Source organism: Acetobacterium fimetarium (assembly GCF_014284475.1).
Taxonomy (GTDB): Bacteria; Bacillota; Clostridia; order Eubacteriales; family Eubacteriaceae; genus Acetobacterium; species Acetobacterium fimetarium.
The window spans coordinates 29,300-50,525 of record NZ_WJBC01000003.1; the positions used below are offsets into that span (position 1 = coordinate 29,300).

Consider the following 21,226-nt stretch of genomic DNA (forward strand, 5'->3'; position numbering starts at 1 on the left):
GATTTTGTTTCGAACAGGAGCCCTGCTCCTGTTCGAAACATTAGAATATAGCATTTTACCTGAGCAGAGGTAAACTCTACTGGAGCAAATTAAATTAAAAATTAATCATCATTTTAGAGTGATTTAATCATTCTTCATTCGTACGATTTAATTGACTTTTTCTGGAACATTTGGATTATTGTATATACGACAGCCATTACAATAAATAAGACCAAACTCGCAAAAATAACAAAATTGACATCGACAACTCCTGTTATTGATCCAATTAGATTAATATAATAAGGTGATAAAAAAGCCCCTATATTCATAAACGCAATCACAAAACTGGAGGCTAATGGAATTCTTTCGGGTGAAACAATACTTCCGATATCCATCATCAAAGTTGGCACGACTAACATGAATCCAATCCCGATGATGACCATTCCGATATATATTACGATAATATTAAAAGCATAATATACAACAGCCAGTCCAATAATTACTACAATAAAATCAAAAGTTAAAGTAAACTTTTTTAGTTTCTGATGTAATTTTCCGAAAAATGAATTACCAATCATCCCGCCTACTGTAAGAAATGACAACGCTAACCCAGCCGCTGCTGCAGTACCAAATTCTTTTGTTACGACAATCGTTGAAATACCAGTCATTAATGGGTAAACTAATAGCATACTAATTCCAGCTAATGATGCAAGTATATATACTCCGATTGAAATTTTCCCTTTCGGACCGCTTTCAGAACTGGTTTTAGTGATTTTTTCTGGCTCTGGAAGGCCTAATATAACAAGTATTAACGCAACAACACCAACCAAATGAATATAAAATATGGAATTCCAACTTATTGAAACAAGTACCCCTGCAACTAACGCAAAAAGAACATTGGCTAAACTGGAGATAACATTCCCCACTCCTAAAATATTTCCTTGTTGAGGGCCTTCAAAGAGTCTTAAAACAATTGAACTGGATATTGTAAATGCTATACCAACGCCAATTCCAATAAACGCTCTCGATACCAAGATACCAGAAAAATTGTTCAAAAATGCCGGTGCAACACCTGCAATGATAAAAACAATGATTCCAATTACTGCCAGTGTTTTGAACTTAACTTTATCTCCCGCTAGAGCACCAGTAATAATTGTTGCTGGTATTAAAAATAAAGATGGAAGTGTGGAAATCATCATAATTGTTGTTAATGGAAGATCTGGAAAAGCTTCAGCTATTGACTGGATTGCGGGATTTACAATACCGAGACCGCTAGTTAAAAAGAACACTGCATAGATAGCAGCAAACGACAAATATTTATTTTTTCCATTCATGTTGTTTCTCCTGTTTCTTTAATTTAGGCTTTTATTAAACGCCATATTCCTTTCGAAATAAGTAAGTTTACACAAAGAAATAATTTTCTTGCTTTTCTTAGAGCATCGGGCTTTTTAGTTTGTCATAACGGTTTTCTTTTTTCTTTTTAAGATGCAATGTATCATGTATCTTATTACACCTACCACCTGGGACATGTATTAAATACAAACCCAGGTAGATAGGTTCTGCGGCAAGCATCTATCTTGCTTGCAGCTGCACATGAGCAGTGTAATAAACTTAAAAGTGAATTATTTCAGTCATTGCAAGTCTGGTAAAGCTTGCTATTTCAGTATTAATTGTTAAGTGCGAATAATATATTGAAATTACATAAGTTTTTAAGTACTATCTGAAATAATATTCTTACTTAAGCACTAATCATTTCTTTTGCTTTTGTTGCTGCACTTCCGGCATCCGGTGCATAACCATCCGCACCAATTTCATCAGCATACTCTTGAGTGACAGGTGCGCCACCAACGATTACTTTCATTTCTGGATAAGCTGCTTTGATTGTCTGAACTGCTTCTTTTAATGCTGGCATGGTTGTGGTTAATAGACCTGAACAAGCGACCAGTACAACATTGTCATTTTCTTTAACGGCTTCTACAAATTTTTCTGCTGGTACATCCACACCCAGATCTACCATGTCAAATCCTGAGCTTTCAAGCATCATGATAACCAGGTTTTTACCAATATCATGCAAGTCTCCTGCAACGGTTCCCATGATACAGGTTCCCAGTGATGTTGAGATATCGCCTGCCATAACAGGTTTTAGCACTTCCACCCCTTTAGACATTGCTTTTGCAGCAATCAGCATTTCCGGAACAAAGATTTCGCCAGTAGAAAACTTATCACCTACAACGCCCATGGAAGCGATCATCGCATCCAGAATATCCTGCGCTTTATCGCCAGCATCCAGAGCTTCCTGAACAGCAGCGGCTACTTTCTTTGATTTACCAGTTTCGACCAATACTTTTACATCTTCAATTTTTGACATCTTAATTTCTCCTTAGATTTATCTTTAATTTACCCGTAACCTGTGTGTGTTTCGAGTATTGTTTAAACTTCTTTTGTTGAATGGTTATTGCAGTGAATAATCGTTTCTGTATCGTTTAGTCAAGGTTCTGAGCCTCTTAAGAGATCTCGAATCTCCCCAGCAAATCTGCTCGTCACTTTGACGCTTCCGAAATTTGACACTCTTATTTTACAAAAACACCTTCCCGGAAAGCACCGATATATTCCATGCAGTATTCATCCTCACCTATCATCGCTTCGGTGGCAAACAGCATCCCCATCATGTCTTTGTTCAGGGGATCCAGAATAAAGCTGTCCATCCCGGCACTCATCGCTAAAACAGCAAAGGCCTGATTGGCAATCCGTCGGGCTGGCAGATTGAAAGAAATGTTGCTGACGGCCCCGGTGACATGAATGGTTGGATATTGGCTTTTGATTTCCCGGATCACTTCGGTAACCATACTGATGCCGTCTTCGGAGGTACAGAGCATTTCAATCAAGGGATCAATATGCATCCGGGAGGGGTCGATCTTATATTCTTTGCATTTTGCCATTAAATCAGTGAACACATCCAGACGATCTTTGGCGGTTTTGGGGATGCCCTTGTCACTATTTAGCAGAGCAACACATTCCCATTTGGTATCGGCCATTACTTTGAAAGCGACATCGACCTTATCCACTTCCAGTGATACCGAATTAAACAGTCCCGGTTTGTTGCAGTATTTCATCGATTCAATACAGGTATACACATTGGGACTGTCCACCGCAATGGGCACATCGGTAGCATCCTGGACAATATCAATCAGCCATTTCATGGTTTCCAGTTCGATGTCATCATCTACCGAGGCACAGACGTCGATGAAATTCGCACCGGCTTCAGCCTGCTTAATTGCCAGGTTTCGGATAAATTCTGCATCCTTTTCTGCAATGGCCTTCGCCGTTGAGGGAATTGCACCGTTAATTTTTTCTCCAATAATTATCATCTTAAACTTTCCTTCCAAATTGGATTGTGTAATATGTGATTTCCATATTAAAAATCTTCAATTCTAAACTTTTCATTTTCATTGATTATATAATTTGCGGCTTTTTTCGTAAAATTTCGTCACTGTCTGATTGACTCGCTCAGGCTTCATATCAATTGTCCATCCAATAAAACGTCCGGTTCTTCCAACTGTATTCAAAGCGTTCTCAATCATTTCGTCAATTTGCTCATCATTGGCTTCTTCGGGAAACAGAAGCATTGCAGTTTGAATAAGTTGATCGCCATATTTTTCCATTAGTTCATTTTTGTTGTTTGCTGAATCTTGCCCTTCCCATGAATCAAAACCGCATTCAATATAATAAGGGATCAGATTGCCTACACTACCACAGGAATGGTAGTTGATTACCATTCCAAGTTCATGTACAGCTGCGGTAATTTTTTTGTATTGCGGCATCATAATTTCTTTAAATGTATTTGGAGACATAAAGGAATCAATTTGAGTCCCCATGTCATCATGAAACGTAATGATATCCGCATGATAATATTTTTTTGCAATTGTAATTAATTCAATATGCCAATCGACAAGTTTATTATAAAAATCCGTTAATGCCTCCGGTTCTTCAAGCAAATAACAAAAAGTATCCGCAAAACTCGTTAAATCTGCAGTTCTTTCAAATAAACCATTGAGGATCATAAACATCGTGGCCCTATCCGAGTCTAAAACAGATTCAAAATTATCTTTATAATCTTTTTCCCAATCAATTGCTTTCAGATCCGGCCAAATAATTTCTTCTTCCCATTTCGTAATATCCGAAAGTCTCCGGGTTCCCGGTTTAACCATCGCTGCATTCGTCAGAGGCTCAAATTCCCACTCAATACCAAAAAAGTCAAAGCCGCCATGATTTCGTGCATAAGCATCCAGCATAATATCCGGCTGAACCATATTACAGTCTACCGTTAAATTTGGTGCCCACAGCGGTTTTTCTCCCCGATATATGCTCATAAGATTTTCTTTTGGTGTAACTGGTGTGTCAAATTTTCGTACTGGTCCACTGGGACCGGGAATTGCATCATACATACCAATATCTCTTATCTCTTTTTCATCAAATGGATATTTAATCATTTTTGATTACTCCTTATTTTTTTCAGTAAACAACGTTCTCGTTGCTTACGCTCTTTCGCAATAGGAACAAAGGTTATTAAGAATTTGATTATTATTCTACTTTAATTGAATATTTCAATTTTATTGTGTAGTAAATTTTTTCTCAACAGCCAAATAATAGATAAAATTCGACTTTACCCGCTATTGATTGTAGAATTTTCGACTTTTTTCATAAAGTCTGCCCATCGAATGGTAATTACGTTCAATCTTCATATCAGACGAATAAGCAAGAAAAAACCGTTCTTTTTTTCCAAGCGTTTCAAGAGCCTCATCAATCATTTCATCAACCTGCTCATCTGTGGCATCTTCAGGGAAAAATATCATTCCAGCCTGAATGAGTTGATCGCCATATTGATTCATCAATTCAACTTTGTTATTGGCCGAATCCTGACCTTCCCAAGAATCAAAGCCACTTTCAATAAAATAGGGTAAAAGATTTCCCACGCTACCACAAGAATGGTAGTTAATAAACATACCAAGATCATGTACTGCTGAAGTGATTTTCTTATAATGCGGCATCATCATGTTTTTAAATGTTTCAGGTGACATGAAAGAATTTTTTTGAGATCCCATATCGTCGTGAAAGGTAATAATATCAGCGTGGTAGTATTTCTTTGCGATTTTTATTAAATCAATATGAAAATCAACGAGCTTATCAAAAAAAGCAGTCAATTCTTCTGGTTCTTCAAGCAGATAGCAAAAGGTGTCAGCGAAATTTGTTAAGTCCGCCGTTCGCTCAAATAAACCGTTTACAATTGCAAACATTGTAACTCGATCAGAATCAATAACTGGCTCATAATTTTCCTTATAATCCTTTTCCCAGTCAATTGCATTCAAGACTGGCCATATCAGTTCTTCTCTCCACTTTGTAATATCTGACAATCTTCGCGTACCTGGCTTAACCATCGCAGCATTTGTTAGTGACTCATATTCCCACTCAATACCAAACCAATCAATGCCACCATGGTTTCTCGCATAAGCATCCGGCATTACTTCTGGCTGCAACATATTGCAATCTGTTGCCATATTTGGCAGCCATACTAATTTCTCTCCCCGATAGATACGTAGAAAATTTTCTTTTGGGGTTATCGGCGTGTCAAATTTCCTCACTGGTCCACTTGGTAAACCATACATACCAGGAACCGCTGCATACATGCCCATGTCCCTTACTTCTTTTTCATCAAATTGATACTTTGTCATTTTTAACCTCCTTTTTAACTTGCATCACATAATGGAAATCAATACTTTGTAACGATGAGATTTTATGATAATTGTCTAATATTAGTTAATAATTTTTCTAAATTATTTTATTTTTCATTCAAAAATCATTTTCCTCTTAAATTAGCATCTTTTCCAAATGTAAGTGCACTACCTTTTTTAATTATATTCTTAACCTTGCAGAAGTCAAGCCTTTTTTTTAGTAAATACCTTATATTACCAAATTTGATCTTTTTGTACTGTTATAGTATACTGTTTCAATATATTTAGATTATTTTGACCTATCTAAATATTTACCCTGCCTTTAATAGACATAGAATTTTAGGAGAATTTATGGCAACATATAAAAATGGTATCCTTACTAAAAAAACAATTACGGAAACCTGCAGAACATTATTTTACGAAAAAGGTTATGCTGATACGACATATCAGGATATTTGTAAAAAAGCAACTGTTAATCCAAGAACGATTACACGACACTGCGATTCCAAAAAGAATATTGGCATTGAGATTTATTCTGACTTTCTGATTGATATAAAAGAAAAAACAAAGAAATACTTAATAGATACCTGTGGAGAATACAATCTTAGAATTGGAACGATCATTGAAAGAATTATTTTTTTAGATTTAATTGAAACCAATGAATCTTATCGACGATTTTATTATGATCTTTGTGTTGATGGACTTTTCTTAGATTCATTTGCAGACAAACTTAATTATTTTTTCAAACTCCACTCTGATGAATATAACCTGGGTCTTAGTCAAACTGATATTGAATTATTTGGAGTCGCCACTACATCGATATCGTTTGGTGTTCATAAAAAATGGTTGGAGAATTTTTTTGATAACCTTTCCAAAGATGGGTGTTTAAATTTTGAAATTAAACTTATGTTTTCTTTTATGCACATTCCTGAGGTTACTGTCGATGATCTTCTTGAGAAATCATATGTTCTTTATAGAAAAATGAAAATTTTGACCATTGAACCATTCATGATTAGTATTCAATAATTGGATATCGTAATTTTCAGTTGGCTAAACAGTTTTCTTTTGCTAACATTTCTGATTAGACGGTTCAACCCCAGCAATAGTTTCCTGAAATCCAATAGGCCCGTCAGCGGATGTAATCAGAATATCCATCCACGCCTCGGTTTTTAATATCATTCATGACGGACAGCCTAAACTTGGCACTCGACACCACGGAAATTGAATATAAGACACTAGAAGAATGTATGGCGATGCTATGCGATTGTGCTGCCCCACTTTGCGCCTTGACAAAGAAACAGGCGGTTATGGCAGCTCAGCTTCTTTGCCCGGAAAAGATTGATTCTTTTTTGATAGACGATGGGCAGCTAGAACGGTGACTTTATGGATAAGTGGCTAAGAAAACTCGACAAACAAATGGCCTGCTCAGTAAGCCTCATCAGTAAGAGACCTTTCAGAAAATGACAGCCCCCGTTTCAACTTCTTAATTCTTTCATCATTGATTTTTAATTAGTTTTTTAGGATTTCGGTTCATCAGAAAAATCAGCATACCGGCGGCAAACAGAGACAGCCCGGCGCCAAAAACAAATGGTGCCTGAGGTCCAAAAACGTTCCATAACAGGCCGGCAATGACACTGGCTGGCAGCAGGGCAATCCCTACAATGGTGGCCTGAAGTCCCAGCATTGTCCCTTTTAGATTGACTGGTGAAATTTCTGAGACTAAAGCCCGTTCAACGCCTGCTGTCATGGCGGTGTAAAGACCATAAATGATAAACAGAATCACCAGCACCTCTGCATTTGAGACAAAAGCAAACCCGACGTAAACCAAGGCAAAGGTGATATACCCAGAAACAAGAATCTTTTTCCGGCCGTACTTGTCCGACAGATGACCAAAAGGCACGGAAAATAAAGCTGCTGATACATTATAAATGAAGTAGAGCAAAATCACATTTGCGTCAGTTAGGCCTAGACTCTTTCCTCTGAGAATTAAAAAAGCATTGGACGAATTGCCTAGTGTGAAAATAAACGTCACAGCCAGGTAAAGTTTTAAGTTTACATCCAAATTTTTCACATTTCTCCAGAAGGGTTCTCGCTCTTTGACTTCTCGTAGTTCTTTTTTTTCTTTGACAAACAGTAGGATCACCAACCCGATTGCTGCGGGAATGATAGAAATTGTGAACAGCGTTTTATAGTCAAGGTTTCCTTCCGCCTGTGACAGGAGGAAAAAAGCGATTAAGATTCCTAGGGCTGATCCGGCCATGTCCAGAGCTTTGTGTATACCAAAAGCCTTCCCCATCTTGTTTGTATCCGCACTTTCACAGACTAAAACATCCCGGGGCGCTGTCCTGATCCCTTTTCCAATCCGATCAATCACTCTGGCAAACAAGATCCCTGTCCAGGAGGAGGCAATCAACAGCGCTATTTTATAAATGATTCCGGTGGAATACCCACCAAAAGCCAGAATTTTTTTCCGCTTGTACTTATCTGAGATATAACCGCTGTAGACCTTTAATAAGCTGGCAATACTTTCTGCAATCCCTTCGATGATCCCGACAAGTACTGGCGTCGCTCCAAATGCCGATGTCAGATACAAGGGGATCAAAGGGTAAACCATTTCTGAGCCGAGGTCTGAAAAAAACTCACCAGACCAAGCAGGACGATATTTAACATGTCCTTCACTCCTTAAATTTTACAAATTATTTTTGAAAATATTAGCGATTTTCAAACCTGACCAAGACATGATGTATTGTCAATCCGCTAATTTTTCATTATCTACTATACTATAAAATTAATTTTTTTCTGTTTTTTTTAATCACAAACAGACTTCCGGATTTAAAACATTCCGGAAGTCTGTCTTTAACCTAGCTGTTCAGATAATTGATTTGTTTAAAGAAAAGTTCAACGCAAAAAGACATGTTGCTTTGCAACTGCAACATGTCTTTTTTAATAATTCGATATTTATTGCTTTACTTTTTTAGTTCAAAAAAACCAACCATATCCTTGAGCATTTGTGCCTGGCTGGATAATTCTTGACTGGCTGCCGCGCTTTCCTCTGCGGTGGCCGAATTGGTTTGAACAACGCTTGAAACCTGTTCTATACCAATGGTAATCTGTGAAATTTCCGAGGCCTGATCATTGGATGCTCTGGCTATTTCTGCCACCAGACCAGCAACCATTTCAATATCGCTTAAAATTACCATTAGACTTTCAGCTGTATCACCAGCAATCGCTGTGCCATCTGCCACTTTTTCGATGGAACCTTCAATTAGTGCGGTAGTTTCCTTAACGGCTTCAGCACTCCGAGCCGCCAGAGTTCTTACTTCTTCGGCAACAACAGCAAATCCCTTCCCATGCTGACCGGCTCTGGCCGCTTCCACGGCGGCGTTCAATGCCAGAATATTTGTTTGGAAGGCAATGTCGTCGATTACCTTTATAATTTTGGAAATATTGTTGGATGAATCATTAATTTCTGTCATGGCCTGGACCATTTTCGCCATTTGTGCATTCCCTATCTGAGCATTCTCACGAACCTTTTCTGTAAGAGCATTGGCATTATTGGCATTATTGGCATTTCGTTTTGTTTCATCGGCCACTTCTTCGATCGAAGCACTTAATTCCTGAATGGAACTCGCCTGTTCGGTGGTTCCCTGCGCCACCGCCTGACCCCCAGCCGAAAGCTGCTGCGCACCGGAATCTACCTGTTCGGCAGTATTGCTGATATCTTTCATGGTTTCGCTCAAACTTTTTGCAATGCCGTTGAGTGAAGTTTTAATTTCCATAAAGTCACCCAAGTACTCGGTGGTGATTTCCTGATCAAGATTTCCTCGACTGATCGCCGCCAGAGTTTTCGAGATTTCACTGACATAAACGTTCAAAAACTCGATAGTTTTGTTCATATCATTCTTGATTTGTTCATTTTCCCCCTTGTAACTCCCGATCATGGCGGCACGAAGATTTCCCTGAGATAATTCATTTAGAACAACAGAAGCTTCCTGCATTGGGGCTGTGAGAGCATCCAAAGCATTATTAAAACCTGCAATAACCTGAGCATATTCTCCTGAGAAGCGACTTGTATCGCCACGGTTATCCAAGTTACCTGCAATGGCAGAATCAGTTAATTGGCTGGTCTCCTGTACCAGCATGGAGATGTTTTCTGCCAGGGCAATCATACTCGGAAGATATTCGTCGTTTTCGCTTAGTTGACCATGTTGCTTCATCATTTCCAGCTCATTTTTAAATTTACCAGCGGCAATTGCCTTATTAATTTCAACTACATTAATAATTGTTTCTCTGACCCTATTAACCGAAGTCGCAATTTCTCCGTAAATACCGGGATAATCGCCTTCAATTTTCTGGGTGATATCATTGACGCGCATCAGTCTTAAAACCTTATTTCCTTCTTCCAAAGCCCCTAATCCGTCAACTCCGGAATTCATAAAATTAATGATTTTCTGATAATTACCGGGATATGTTTCTTCAATTCTATCCGGTACCACCCCTGCTCCGATTTGCGCAATATATCTGCCGGCGAGACTTACGATGGTTGAAAGATTCTCATAACCTTTTTTAATGCTGATCATAAATTGCTGGTACGATCCGGAATATCCGACGCTCTCAGTTATTACATCAACCTTCCTGCCAGCAGTGGCTTCCTCTCCCAAATATGTCAGTTCCTCGGAAACATGATTCAGGGTGCTCACCAGACTGATCAGCGCATGAGAAAGAACATCTTCGCTGGACTGAGGTATAATCTTCACTTGCAGATTGCCTTTTGCTAACTCCTGAACAATTTCTGCCTGACTTTTGCGGATATCGACCATCCGTTTAAAAGATTGAGCAAGCTGCCCAAATTCATCTTTGGTTTTTACTTCCGGTATTTCCATCGATACATCACCCTTAGCCAATCGATCTAAGGTGTCCTTATACGCGGTCATGGGACCAATAATTTTATTAGCTGCAACACAGGCTGCAACACAACCAAGTATGAGCACACCAAGCGTAAGAACAAGAATGATATTTTTGGGCGCTCCAAAGTAAGCCAGTATACCTAGTGGAATCACCGCTAATGAAAGCAATGTCACTGTAAACACTGCCATTTTAGTGGTCAAGCGGATTTTCACCTTGACATCATCAAGAGAAACTGTCATATTATCTGAAAAAATGTTTGCTTTTTGATTATTATTCATATCCTATTCCTATTTCTTTTTATTTATCACACAAACTTCGCACATAAATCATCGACTGCGTGTATGAGCCAATATTTTCAAACAGAAAAGCTCTTCACAGTGAATTAATTCATTATTTAATGTGCGAAGTTTGAGTAAATAATTATTTAATTGAGAGTGTAACGCTGGTACAAAATACTTAACGCCAGAAAAAATTAAATACTAAAGGTCAGGCTTTGTGTACACACACCCCATGAACATCATGGGCTGCTTCCATAATTGCTTCTGATAACGTTGGATGGGCATGAATGCAATCCCCAATCTGTTCTGCCGTCAATCCCAGGTGTACTGCCAGCGAAAGTTCTGCCAGGAGATCGGTGGCATGAGCACCGACAACCGCGGCACCAATGATGACATCTTTGGAATCAACAATAATTTTAACAAACCCCTGAATTTTACCCATTGCCTGCGCTTTGCCAAGGGCTCTGAAATCAAATTGTCCGACTTTATAGGCAATCCCCTGGGCTACGCATTCCAGTTCGGTCAAACCGACCCCTGCCACTTCCGGTTCAGTGTAGACACAGCGGGGTACAGCTTGATATGCTACTGTTTTTCCGGCATCTTTTACGGCATTGTAAGCTGCGACGATCCCTTCTTTAGCGGCAACATGTGCCAGCAATGGTGTCGCAACGATGTCACCAATGGCATAAATGCCTGGGATATTTGTTTCCATTTTATCGTTAACTTTAATCCGTCCACGTTCGTCAAGCTCGACGCCTGCTCCCTGTGCATTCAATTGATCAAGGTAACTGCGACGTCCAATGGCAACCAGCATTAACTCAGCTTCGACCGATTTGCCATCGGCAAGATTTGCTTTGACTCCCGTTTCAGTCACTTCAACCCCAGCAATGCCGCTACCCGTCATCACTTTTACCTTATCTTTTTTAAATTGTCGCGCCAGTTGTTTGGCCGTTTCAGCATCTTCTAACGGAAGAATCTGATCAACCATTTCGACAATGGTAATCTGTGTTCCCATGCGACTGAGGAACTGACCAATTTCACAGCCGATAACCCCGCCACCCACGATGATCATGGATTTTGGCAATTCCTGAAGGTCCAGAACCTCATCACTGCTGATGACTTTTTTTCCATCAAACTGGAACATGGCGGGAACTATTGGCACGGATCCAGTCGCCAGAATAATCTTATCCGTTGCAATGGTTTCCGTTGATCCATCATCTTTTGTTACGGTGACGGTATTTTTGTCAACCAGCTTACCCGTTCCCTTGATCATGGTCACATTATTTGCGTTAAAAAGGTATTCAATTCCCTTAACCAGACCACTGACCACCTTGGCCTTACGCTCCATCACCGCTTTAAAATCCGGGGCTACCGTGCCTTCCACATTAATGCCGAAGGCTTTGGCATTATGAATGGTTTCCAATGCGTCGGAAGTAGCCAAAAGCGCTTTTGTCGGGATACAACCGCGATTTAAACACGTTCCACCGGGCGAATTTTTTTCAATAATCGTCACTTCAGCACCAAGTTTTGCCGCCATAATGGCCGCTTCATATCCGCCTGGGCCTGCTCCAATAACTGTTATCCGCATATCGTCACCAACCGTTGTACTCTGGCCATACCGATGCTTTTTGGTGCGTTTTCTTCTGCGCCTTTGGCTGCCGTTGCAGCAAATCGGCCTATTTCTAATTTTTTGAGTAATGAATTTTTCATTATTCTCTTTCGCCTTTCTTTGTCTGTTATTCTTAGTTCAATTGCTTTGATGCCCGTCATTTACCTGCCCTGGTTTGTTAAATGGTTTCTGACTAAAACCGGACATCGGCATATACAGCACAATGACTCAAACCAGAAAAAGACTGAGTTCTCTAATTTATCGAACCTCGTCTTTAAATTTCTGGTTTAAGTCATCAAACTTACTTATTTATCCGGATCTCCTTCACAAAGATCCGGATTATTTCCCCGACTTTAATTGACCGCCAATTAACTCGTTTTTTCTTTGATCAGCGCTTTATATTCATCAGCGCTGAGCAAATTCTTAAGCTCTTCGTCCAGGTTTGATGGTGTGATCTCAATAATCCAGCCGGCGTCATAGGGATCCCGGTTAATCATCTCAGGATCATCAGCAAGATCTTGATTTACTGCTACAACGATGCCGCTGATTGGGGAATAGATGTCGGCAACCGATTTGGACGATTCAGCCGATCCAAAAGACTCCAATTGCACAACCGCACTCCCAACTTCCGGAAGATCCACATAAGTAATTTCACTGAGCATCTTCTGCGCGTAATCAGTAATACCAACCTTCACCGCCCCGTCGCCGATAACTTTTGCCCAGGTATCTTCTTTCGTATAGGAAGGTATTCCTCTTACTTCATATTCTTCAGCCATATTTTCAACACCTCTTTCTTAAATCTGTATACCCATGGCATTGGCCACCAGAACAGACAGATCGATTACTTCAATTTTTGATTTTCTTGCTGCTGCATTCAGGCCATTTTCACAGGAAGGACAAGTCGAAACAATCGTTTCTGCAGATGTCCCTTTCGCTTCGGCGACACGGCCGGCGGCAATCTCATTTGATATTTCCGGGAACGCTGTTGAAACCACCGAACCGCCACCACAACACCAGGCGTTTGCTTTGTTTCTTGGCATTTCAACAAAGGTTGCCCCTTTAACTGCGTTCAGCACTTTTCGTGGTTGTTCATAAACATTTTCATGACGCCCAAGATGGCAGGGATCATGATAGGTAAAGGTCTTTTCAATTTCGGTATCAAGACTAATTTTCCCATTATCAATCAGTTCCGCAATCACTTCACTGCTATGAACGATTTCAAAGGGAAGTTTGCCAATAATTTCTGGGTATTCTGTTTTTAATGCATGGAAACAACCGGCACAGGATGTGATAACTTTTTTAACACCAGCAGCTTTGAGTGCTTCCACATTATGCTGAATTAATTCTTCGGCCAGCCCGATATTACCATCTGCTAATTGGGGAACCCCGCAACACCATTCATCTTCACCGAGGTACGCCACATCAACCCCACCAGCTTTGAGCACCGCGACGGTCGCTTTAGGAATTTTCGTGTTTCGGTAAGAAGCATAGCAACCCGCAAAATAAACCGTGTCCCCTTGCTTTGGTAAGTCAAGTCCTTCGGCCCATTTGGTGCGTTTTTCGACGGGTTCACCAAATACATTATGTTTTGATTGCACCCCGGCATCGACACTTTTTAGCGCTTCTGGCGGGCCAAAACCGGCTTTCACCAGGTCGACTCTTAATGCATTCGTGAGTTTGGTTTCATCAATAATATTTTTTTCTCCGGTTAAGGGATCCATTCGTGTACACTGTTCATGACAACTGTTGCAGCCAAGACAGGTGAAAGTGCTTTCCATCAGTTCTTCGCTGTATTCCAATTCGCCATTCAGGATTGCTTTTGCAATTTGATTACGTCCCCGCGCTGCGTACTGATCAAATCCACCAGTATGTTGCTGAATCGGACAGATGTAACCCGCTTCTCCGACAATGCACATGCCGCAGCGACTGCATCCAAATGCCATTTTTTTATATTTATCCAACATGATTTATATCTCCTCTTTTAGAAATTCCAAAGCCCTGGACACATGATATTTTTCGGATCAAGTACTTTTTTGATTGAATTCATCATCTTAGAGTGGTTTGGTGACCAGGATTCAGCAATAAAGTTTGAGTTTGTTCCTTGTGAATAGGTCGAACAGGTTCCAACCTTTCGCATATATTCCTCTCCTACACGCCATGTCTTTCGCAAATGTTCTTCCGCTTCAGGTGTGGAAAACCCACTTCTGATGGTTATGCCAGTCAAGAAGATATGTCCCATCGGTACCAGGTAAAGACCTGCCGCCGTGGCATTTTCCCGATGGCCTTCAACACTTTTGAACGCATCCTGTAAGCCCTTTGTGAATTCAAGCGATTTTGAACGGGGGAACATTGATTCCCAGGTCATAAACGGACAGGAATTCGACGGAACATCCCGAACCATTTCCAATGTTCCGGTTGTGCCGGTCATCGCAAAATGATCCATTTTTTCATTTCCATGAATGGCCCCATGCTTTTCACAGACTGCTGAAATCTCTTTGATTCTGCTGTCGATATCAGCTTCATCATCGCCTTCCACTGCATAAAAAATAGCTCCATAGCCTTCAATTCCATCAGCGATTGCCTTAACCATGTAGTTTGTCATTTCAAACATAATGGTGTTGGTGTAGGGGACGCGCTCTTTGGCACTCAGCTCCAGTTGAATCGCCCAGGTAACCTCCATGGAAGGCGTTACATAGCTGATCGCCTTCATATGCTTCGGTATCGGCAGGGTTCGATATACCACCTCAGTGATCAATCCAAATGCGCCGCCACTTCCAACAAACAAATCGGTCAGATCAGGACCGGTTACTTCTCTGAAATAGATGTCTTCGCGATTTACATTTGAATCCGGACCGGCGCCTGTTGTAATAATATCGCCATTCGGAAGGACGACTTTTAAGCCCAGTACAAAGGTCCAATTACATCCCAAAGTTGACACATTTTTACCAAATCCGGCGCCAGCGATGCCACTTGTAAGCCCACCAGCCGTTGCTGTGTAATAAGGCCCAATGACGGTATTGATAAAATGACCATAGGGTCTCAGCGCATCATCGATGGTACTTAAACGGGATCCAGCCCCGGCAACTACCCTTGAATTTTCAATATCAACCTCGATCTCATCCATGCGACCCATATCAACCATGATATTCCGGGTTGCCTCGCCTTTGGTGACACCGCCGCCTGCCTGACCGCCGCCTTTTACTGTAATCGGATAGCCGGTACGATTCGCCAGCTTCACAATCTCCGCCAATTCTTCAGAAGACTTCGGCCGTACGACGATACCAGGCATTACGCCAGGAAATGCGCTAATATCTCTTGCATATGGAATCAGTGCAAAATAATCATCAATCACATATTTTGGTCCGACAATCGCCGCAATTGCGTTTTTCAATTCATGACCACTTTTCGTTTCTTGTTTCATTAGATCTCCTCTCTATTCTGCCAACTCTTTGGAAAATGTCGGTTGTACTTCTATGTTAAAACAGGCCATTCAGAAATTTTGTACACTCTGCCCACTGGCTTTCTGGACCGATTCGCCTATTCACATAACTTTAAACTACCCAAACATTTGTACATTGCTGTTGACTTTGCTATGCATCTAGTTATATTATACATAGTGTTAAAACGATAACAATGTACGGAGTGAATAACAATTCGCACTCCGCATCTCGATAAATTGTGCGCATCGCACAAGTAATGTAAAGGATACCACGATGGATATTTCAGTTGATATGATCAAGGAACGGTTTATTTCGCAAAGCTGTGCCGTACTGCGGGAATCTGGTAAAAAATATACGCCGCTTGCCGGTGTTCGATTGTTCGATGGTGCATGTTTGCCAAATTACCTTACTATCGGCCGCTGTGGCGAATTGGCCGGATCGCTGGGTGCAGCGTTTCAACCCTTGCCGGAAGAAAATAAGCTGGTGATGTGTGTTGCCGACGATATGTTTCTGATTCTCGACGAATTATGCCTTCCTAAAATTCTCAATCTGGCCATAGCTGCCTTTGACTATTATCGCAACTATGAAAATCAGCTCATGAATGCGGTTTATAGGGGTGCCGACATGCAGGAACTGCTTGATCTTACCGAACCTTATTTTAAAAATCCTGCCTTTATTGCAAACTGGCATGGCGAAGTTTTTGCCTTTACAAAAGCTTATGCAAACGATTATTTTCGTTCTGCCTGGAGCCATATTGTAAAAAAACGAAGGCTCCCATTGTCTTCAGTTCAGACCTTGCGCAATTCACCCAATTATTATACCGTTACCCATAAAAATACCACTGCCATATTTGAATTTCCCGATAATGACTTCAAGTGCATCATTGGCAAGGTGGATAGCCCGCTGGATTACCATTTATATCTGCAGATCATGCAATGTAAAACACCAGTCACCGATACAACCTGTGTTCTGGCTACTACGCTTCTTTCTGCCTTGGAAAGCATAAACCCGCCTCAAGAGGCAACCTCACTTTCTGAATTGTTCTGTGATCTGCTCGACAAAAAAACAGTCGATCCAGAAAAGCTGAACTGGGTACTGGTTACACTGGGCTGGGAAAAATGCGATCATTTTCTGCTCTTGAGCTTTTGGAATAGCGAGGGCTCACTTACAGCAGAGGTACTTTGCGGAGAGCTTAAAACTTCATTAGTACGGGGGCAAATGTTTATCTGGAACGAACGACCCCTCATGCTGATCTGCGAATCCGACTTTGCCGAAGTAAAGGTGCAAATCGAACAATTAGTCAATGAACTTTCCTTTATTTGCGGTGTTTCAATGCCTTTTTCCCGTTGGGATATGCTTTCTGTTCAATTCAAGCAAACTGAAACTTCAATTCGATACTGTGATCAAAATAGCCGTATTAGTTTGTGTATCGATCATATTTGGGAATACTTATTTGATCAACTGGAGGATATGGTTAATATTTCACAGCTTTTTCACCCTGCTGTTATTACCCTTGCCAACTATGATCGTAAAAAAAACGCGCAGCTCTTACTGACGCTGTACGTCTATTTATCAAACGAACGCAGTCTTTCTCTGTCCGCAGACAAACTTTTTGTTCATCGAAATACATTGCTTTATCGGCTGCACCGTATTAATGAGTTAGTAGATGTAGATTTAACTAACGAAGAAGTCCGGGCACATATTATGCTTTCATACCGAATGATGAAAAACGCTGATATTCCACCGCAAATCCGCAGATAGTTTCCTGCAATTTTTTGAGTATAATCATTAGTACACATCAGCGCCAAAACATAATTCTCCTCTTTTAAAACACTGAAACTATCAATACCATATGAATGATTTCAATTTATTTACTCAAATTTAAGGAAGAACCCTTCAATTACCTGACAAAGTTGGGCGACGGGCCATTTGCTGCATCTGCTTGAAATGAAAGTCACCTGTTATTTTTTTGCTATTTCTTTCGGCGCTTGACAAAAAAACAAGCGCATCCTGTATCCTGTAAAATCTCAATTTCTTCTCTGGCTTCCCTTAGTTCTTTTTCAAGTCTTTTAATTTATTTGTATCACTGGTCGTACTATCCCCAGGTTCTTCGCAAAAACCAACCTTGCCTCTTTTAGCTTTGCCGATCCATGTATACAACATATCAACTTTTATGTCAAGTCGATCAGCCGCTGCCACGTTGCCAGAGTACCAGATAAACATGACAAGGTAAATGTCAAACTGTAGGCACGTATCCATAAAAAAAGCCCAACTCCTGGAGGAGCGGGACTCGTAGTTTGATGTTTATCAACTGGTTTTGTAGCAATCCGGCGAAAGTGTTTTTGAGCAGGGAAGAAATTGATCAATTAATTCAGGGTAGTTCACCAGATCAGTGTTGGCCATCTCTTTGAGAATGTATACCAGGTAGTTGTAGGGTTTAAGCTGATTGCTTTTAGCTGACTCGGTGAGACTATAAATCATGGCACTGGCTGTTGCACCTTCAGGGGTATTATGCATGACCCAGTTTTTACGTCCGATTGTAAAGGGGCGGATACTGCGTTCCGCACGGTTGTTTGTTAATTCCAGGCGACCGTCTTTAAGGATGTTCTCCAGGTAAGTCCATTGATTCAGGGTATAATTCACGGCATCGGACAGATAGGATTTTGGCAGGGCATTGGCCTTCATTCTGACGAGCCAGTCGTGGAACGCCGCCATCACCGGTTTCAGCAAGGTCAGCCGCTTTTGTTGTCGTTCGGCTGGGGTACAGTCGGCAAGCTTCTTATCGATATGAAAAATGGTATCACAAAATTGAACCCCTTCATACGAAGCCGTCCGTTTCTGTTCTTCTTTTGATAAGGATTTAATGGCGTTGGAAAAGCCCCGCCTGACATGTGCCAGACAGCCGACCACCGTGATATCCGGAGTCAGCCGATGATAAACCTCATAACCATCAGCATGAAGAAAACCTTTATAGGTTCCCAGAAAGCTGAGCGCCGCTTCCTTGCTTCGGGTGGGATGATAGTCATAGTAGACCATCGGAGTTTCATCATGAACTCCGGTACAGTAGACCCACATATAACTTTGGCTGGTTGCCGGGCGATCGGTTTCATTGGCAACTGAAACGGTGGTCTCATCGCCATGCAAAATATCCCGGGTAAGCATGATTTCCCGCATCCGCTGATAGAGCAGTAAAAAGTAGTCTTCGGCACAGCGCAGCAACCAGTTTGACATGGTCTGCCGGGAGAGTGCCACACTGTAGCGTTCAAACTCCTGCTGTTGTCTGGCCAGCGGCATGGCACAGACGTACTTGGCATTGATAATGGCAGCGACCAGCTCCGGCGTTGTAAAGCTGCCGGGAATAAGGGTGTTTGGCATAGCCGCACGAATAAAGGGAATTCTTAAATCAATCCCATCGTCATGTTTGGCGCATTCGCGGCAGGTATAGACATGCCGACGATGTTCCTCCACTTCAAACCGGGCGGGAATAAATTTAAGCAGGCGGGTGATTTCCACTTTCATATCGTGAAGGGGATGACTGCAATTGGGACAAATGCGTTCCGACTCTGGCAGTTCATGTTCAAAAACAATGGTCGGCAGATTGGAAAAATCCTTTTCCCGTTTACCCATGCTTTTTTTATTACGGGGTTTACGAGCATCCGTCAGAACATCGTCAAGATCCGGCTCAGCAACAGAAAAATCTGCAGTCGCTTCGGGTTCGTTGAAAAAGCAGAGCTGATCACTGCCATCGGGATAAGCAACTTTATCAGAGCCTGATCCGAATTTCTGGTGGGTCAGGAGTCGGATCTGTTCCATTGCCCAGGTCAGCTGGGTTTGCGTCTGGATCAATTGAACCTGCAGTTCCTTACAGGTTTTGAGCAGCTCATCATAGGGTAGCGATTGTGTCGTTAAGGAGTGAATTTTAGGTGGTTCCGATTGATTTTTCATGAGTTTATTATACCACAAAACCACTAAAAAGAACAGTTTAAAAATCGTCAAAACCGCATAACAGTGCTGTTTTTTAGAAGTTTCAAACATTGAAAAAATCATATTATCAAGCGCTTGCTAACGGCCCGGTGAGCCTGCGGTTGTTTCCAGTGAAAGGCCATCCAGAAGCCAGCGCAGCTGCCTTTCGGAAATGCCTTTAACCGTCTGGGTCTCATTAAATACCCATTTAAATGTGCCACGGCTGAGCTTACGATAGTAAAGCCACCAGCCATTGTTTGACCAGCGGAGGATTTTTGCCTTATCCCCCTTTCTATTAAAAAAGACATAGAGATGATTGGCAAAGGGATCCATATCGAAAGTCAGCTGCACGAGTGCAGAAAGTCCATTGATCGATTTTCGCATATCACAAGGAAAACAGGCAACAAAAACCTCATCAATCAGCGCAGTATCAATCATATCCCCTGAAGCGTTTTGATCACAGCGGCTAAAACGGCTGGCTCAAAACCCCGATACAGACTGATCTCAAAGGCATTAACCCGGATAATTATTGGGGTTGAATCAGCGCTCGTTGCTTTATCAATCAGTTTCATGGTAGCCCAGGCCTGTTCCGGCTCTGGCTGATCGGCGTCTTTGATTCGTCGCAGCCAGTAACGTAGCGTGGATAACTTCATTGCATTCGCATAGCACCAGGTTTCTGCAGATTGGCTGGAATTGCGATAATCCTCAATCTGCTGGCGTCGAAATGCGTGCAGTTCATCTTTGGACATTAAAAAATACCTCCATTTATTAATCTGATGAAGGTATTATTGCATGAATCTTTAGTGTGAAATATGTGTAGTCTATTTGACATTAACATTATAAGCACCACCATCCGGCATTTTATTTTAACCAAAATAACGGGAAACGAGGTTAACAAGGCACATTATTAACACCTGATTCGGCAGGTTAAATAAACAGCGATATTAACGAAGCAAATTAAAAGATCTAAAAAAAGCAGGTTTCCCTGCTTTTCATCAGATAGGTAGATAGGATTTGAGTGCTTTTAAAGCACAGATGATGCTGATGGCATCGGTTTCTGATAAATCCGGATTGTTGATGGTAAGCTGTTCCAGATTCCAGAAGCTATCATTTAAAGCGGCAAGTGGGGTTGATACCCCCAGATCCGGGATGCATAAAAAGTTGCCGTAGGTATAGGTACCGCAAATGATATGAAAAGAGCTGTTGCGGGCGGTCACGGTCAGCTCATAGGGTTTAACGGTTGTGATCAGACGAACCTGTCCCTGCCAGGAAGCAGTGTCGGACTGCCCATCAGAGCAGTAATAATCAAAAGTCATGCCT

At 41.3% G+C, this 21,226-nt stretch carries 19 protein-coding genes; 2 read left to right on the plus strand and 17 right to left on the minus strand.

Features of this window, described 5'->3' with window-relative positions; all coding sequences use genetic code 11:
- Window positions 1-134: 134 nt before the first annotated feature.
- From GH808_RS02835 to GH808_RS02855, 5 genes are all read right to left on the minus strand, one after another.
- Window positions 135-1,313 carry an MFS transporter gene (locus GH808_RS02835; protein ID WP_186841302.1) on the minus strand — a complete coding sequence of 393 codons (1,179 nt, stop codon included), beginning with the start codon at window positions 1,311-1,313 and terminating at the stop codon, window positions 135-137.
- A 404-nt stretch (window positions 1,314-1,717) separates the two neighbouring features.
- Entirely contained in the window at window positions 1,718-2,347 is a 630-nt protein-coding gene (locus tag GH808_RS02840; RefSeq protein ID WP_186841303.1) for a corrinoid protein, read from the minus strand.
- A 202-nt stretch (window positions 2,348-2,549) separates the two neighbouring features.
- A complete protein-coding gene (locus GH808_RS02845) occupies window positions 2,550-3,347 on the minus strand; it encodes a methyltetrahydrofolate cobalamin methyltransferase (RefSeq protein ID WP_186841304.1) in 798 nt (265 codons plus the stop codon).
- Window positions 3,348-3,425: 78 nt separating this feature from the next.
- Entirely contained in the window at window positions 3,426-4,469 is a 1,044-nt protein-coding gene (locus tag GH808_RS02850) for a uroporphyrinogen decarboxylase family protein (RefSeq protein WP_186841305.1), read from the minus strand.
- 180 nt (window positions 4,470-4,649) lie between these two features.
- Complete coding sequence (locus GH808_RS02855) at window positions 4,650-5,708, minus strand: uroporphyrinogen decarboxylase family protein (protein WP_186841306.1); 1,059 nt, start codon at window positions 5,706-5,708, stop codon at window positions 4,650-4,652.
- Window positions 5,709-6,059: 351 nt separating this feature from the next.
- On the opposite strand from GH808_RS02855, the gene GH808_RS02860 reads away from it, so the two are divergent.
- Window positions 6,060-6,734 (plus strand): TetR/AcrR family transcriptional regulator, encoded by a 675-nt coding sequence (locus GH808_RS02860; RefSeq protein ID WP_186841307.1) that lies wholly within the window; start codon window positions 6,060-6,062, stop codon window positions 6,732-6,734.
- Window positions 6,735-7,203: 469 nt separating this feature from the next.
- Here the strand turns inward: GH808_RS02860 and GH808_RS02865 are convergent, their stop codons facing one another.
- The 7 genes from GH808_RS02865 to GH808_RS02895 form a co-directional block, all read right to left on the minus strand.
- Window positions 7,204-8,322, minus strand: a complete 1,119-nt coding sequence (locus GH808_RS02865; RefSeq protein WP_243166084.1) for an MFS transporter — start codon at window positions 8,320-8,322, stop codon at window positions 7,204-7,206.
- A 352-nt stretch (window positions 8,323-8,674) separates the two neighbouring features.
- Entirely contained in the window at window positions 8,675-10,894 is a 2,220-nt protein-coding gene (locus tag GH808_RS02870) for a methyl-accepting chemotaxis protein (protein WP_186841308.1), read from the minus strand.
- 208 nt (window positions 10,895-11,102) lie between these two features.
- On the minus strand, window positions 11,103-12,482 hold the full coding sequence (lpdA, locus tag GH808_RS02875) for a dihydrolipoyl dehydrogenase (RefSeq protein WP_186841309.1): 1,380 nt from the start codon (window positions 12,480-12,482) through the stop codon (window positions 11,103-11,105).
- Window positions 12,473-12,664: a hypothetical protein gene (locus GH808_RS02880; protein ID WP_186841310.1), complete on the minus strand. Its 192-nt coding sequence runs from the start codon at window positions 12,662-12,664 to the stop codon at window positions 12,473-12,475. The genes lpdA and GH808_RS02880 overlap by 10 nt, the downstream gene beginning before the upstream one ends.
- 207 nt (window positions 12,665-12,871) lie before the next feature.
- The gene (gcvH, locus tag GH808_RS02885; protein ID WP_186841311.1) at window positions 12,872-13,279 is read right to left on the minus strand and encodes a glycine cleavage system protein GcvH; all 408 of its coding nucleotides are present in this window, start codon (window positions 13,277-13,279) and stop codon (window positions 12,872-12,874) included.
- 18 nt (window positions 13,280-13,297) lie between these two features.
- Window positions 13,298-14,467 carry a (Fe-S)-binding protein gene (locus GH808_RS02890; protein ID WP_186841312.1) on the minus strand — a complete coding sequence of 390 codons (1,170 nt, stop codon included), beginning with the start codon at window positions 14,465-14,467 and terminating at the stop codon, window positions 13,298-13,300.
- Window positions 14,468-14,484: 17 nt separating this feature from the next.
- Entirely contained in the window at window positions 14,485-15,924 is a 1,440-nt protein-coding gene (locus GH808_RS02895) for an FAD-binding oxidoreductase (protein ID WP_186841313.1), read from the minus strand.
- 292 nt (window positions 15,925-16,216) lie between these two features.
- Between GH808_RS02895 and GH808_RS02900 the strand changes: the two genes are divergently transcribed.
- A complete protein-coding gene (locus tag GH808_RS02900; RefSeq protein ID WP_186841314.1) occupies window positions 16,217-17,704 on the plus strand; it encodes a helix-turn-helix domain-containing protein in 1,488 nt (495 codons plus the stop codon).
- 288 nt (window positions 17,705-17,992) lie between these two features.
- On the opposite strand, the gene GH808_RS02905 is transcribed toward GH808_RS02900, so the two are convergent.
- From GH808_RS02905 to GH808_RS02925, 5 genes are all read right to left on the minus strand, one after another.
- Entirely contained in the window at window positions 17,993-18,202 is a 210-nt protein-coding gene (locus GH808_RS02905) for a hypothetical protein (RefSeq protein ID WP_186841315.1), read from the minus strand.
- A 48-nt stretch (window positions 18,203-18,250) separates the two neighbouring features.
- Window positions 18,251-19,888: an IS66 family transposase gene (gene tnpC, locus GH808_RS02910; RefSeq protein WP_186841316.1), complete on the minus strand. Its 1,638-nt coding sequence runs from the start codon at window positions 19,886-19,888 to the stop codon at window positions 18,251-18,253.
- A gap of 117 nt (window positions 19,889-20,005) precedes the next feature.
- Window positions 20,006-20,344, minus strand: coding sequence for an IS66 family insertion sequence element accessory protein TnpB (gene tnpB, locus GH808_RS02915; protein ID WP_186841317.1), 339 nt, complete (start codon window positions 20,342-20,344; stop codon window positions 20,006-20,008).
- Window positions 20,341-20,655, minus strand: coding sequence for an IS66 family insertion sequence element accessory protein TnpA (gene tnpA, locus GH808_RS02920; protein WP_186841318.1), 315 nt, complete (start codon window positions 20,653-20,655; stop codon window positions 20,341-20,343). Before tnpA ends, tnpB begins: the two co-directional genes overlap by 4 nt.
- A 246-nt stretch (window positions 20,656-20,901) precedes the next feature.
- The gene (locus tag GH808_RS02925) at window positions 20,902-21,222 is read right to left on the minus strand and encodes a DUF6618 family protein (protein ID WP_186841319.1); all 321 of its coding nucleotides are present in this window, start codon (window positions 21,220-21,222) and stop codon (window positions 20,902-20,904) included.
- Between the last annotated feature and the right edge of the window lie 4 nt (window positions 21,223-21,226).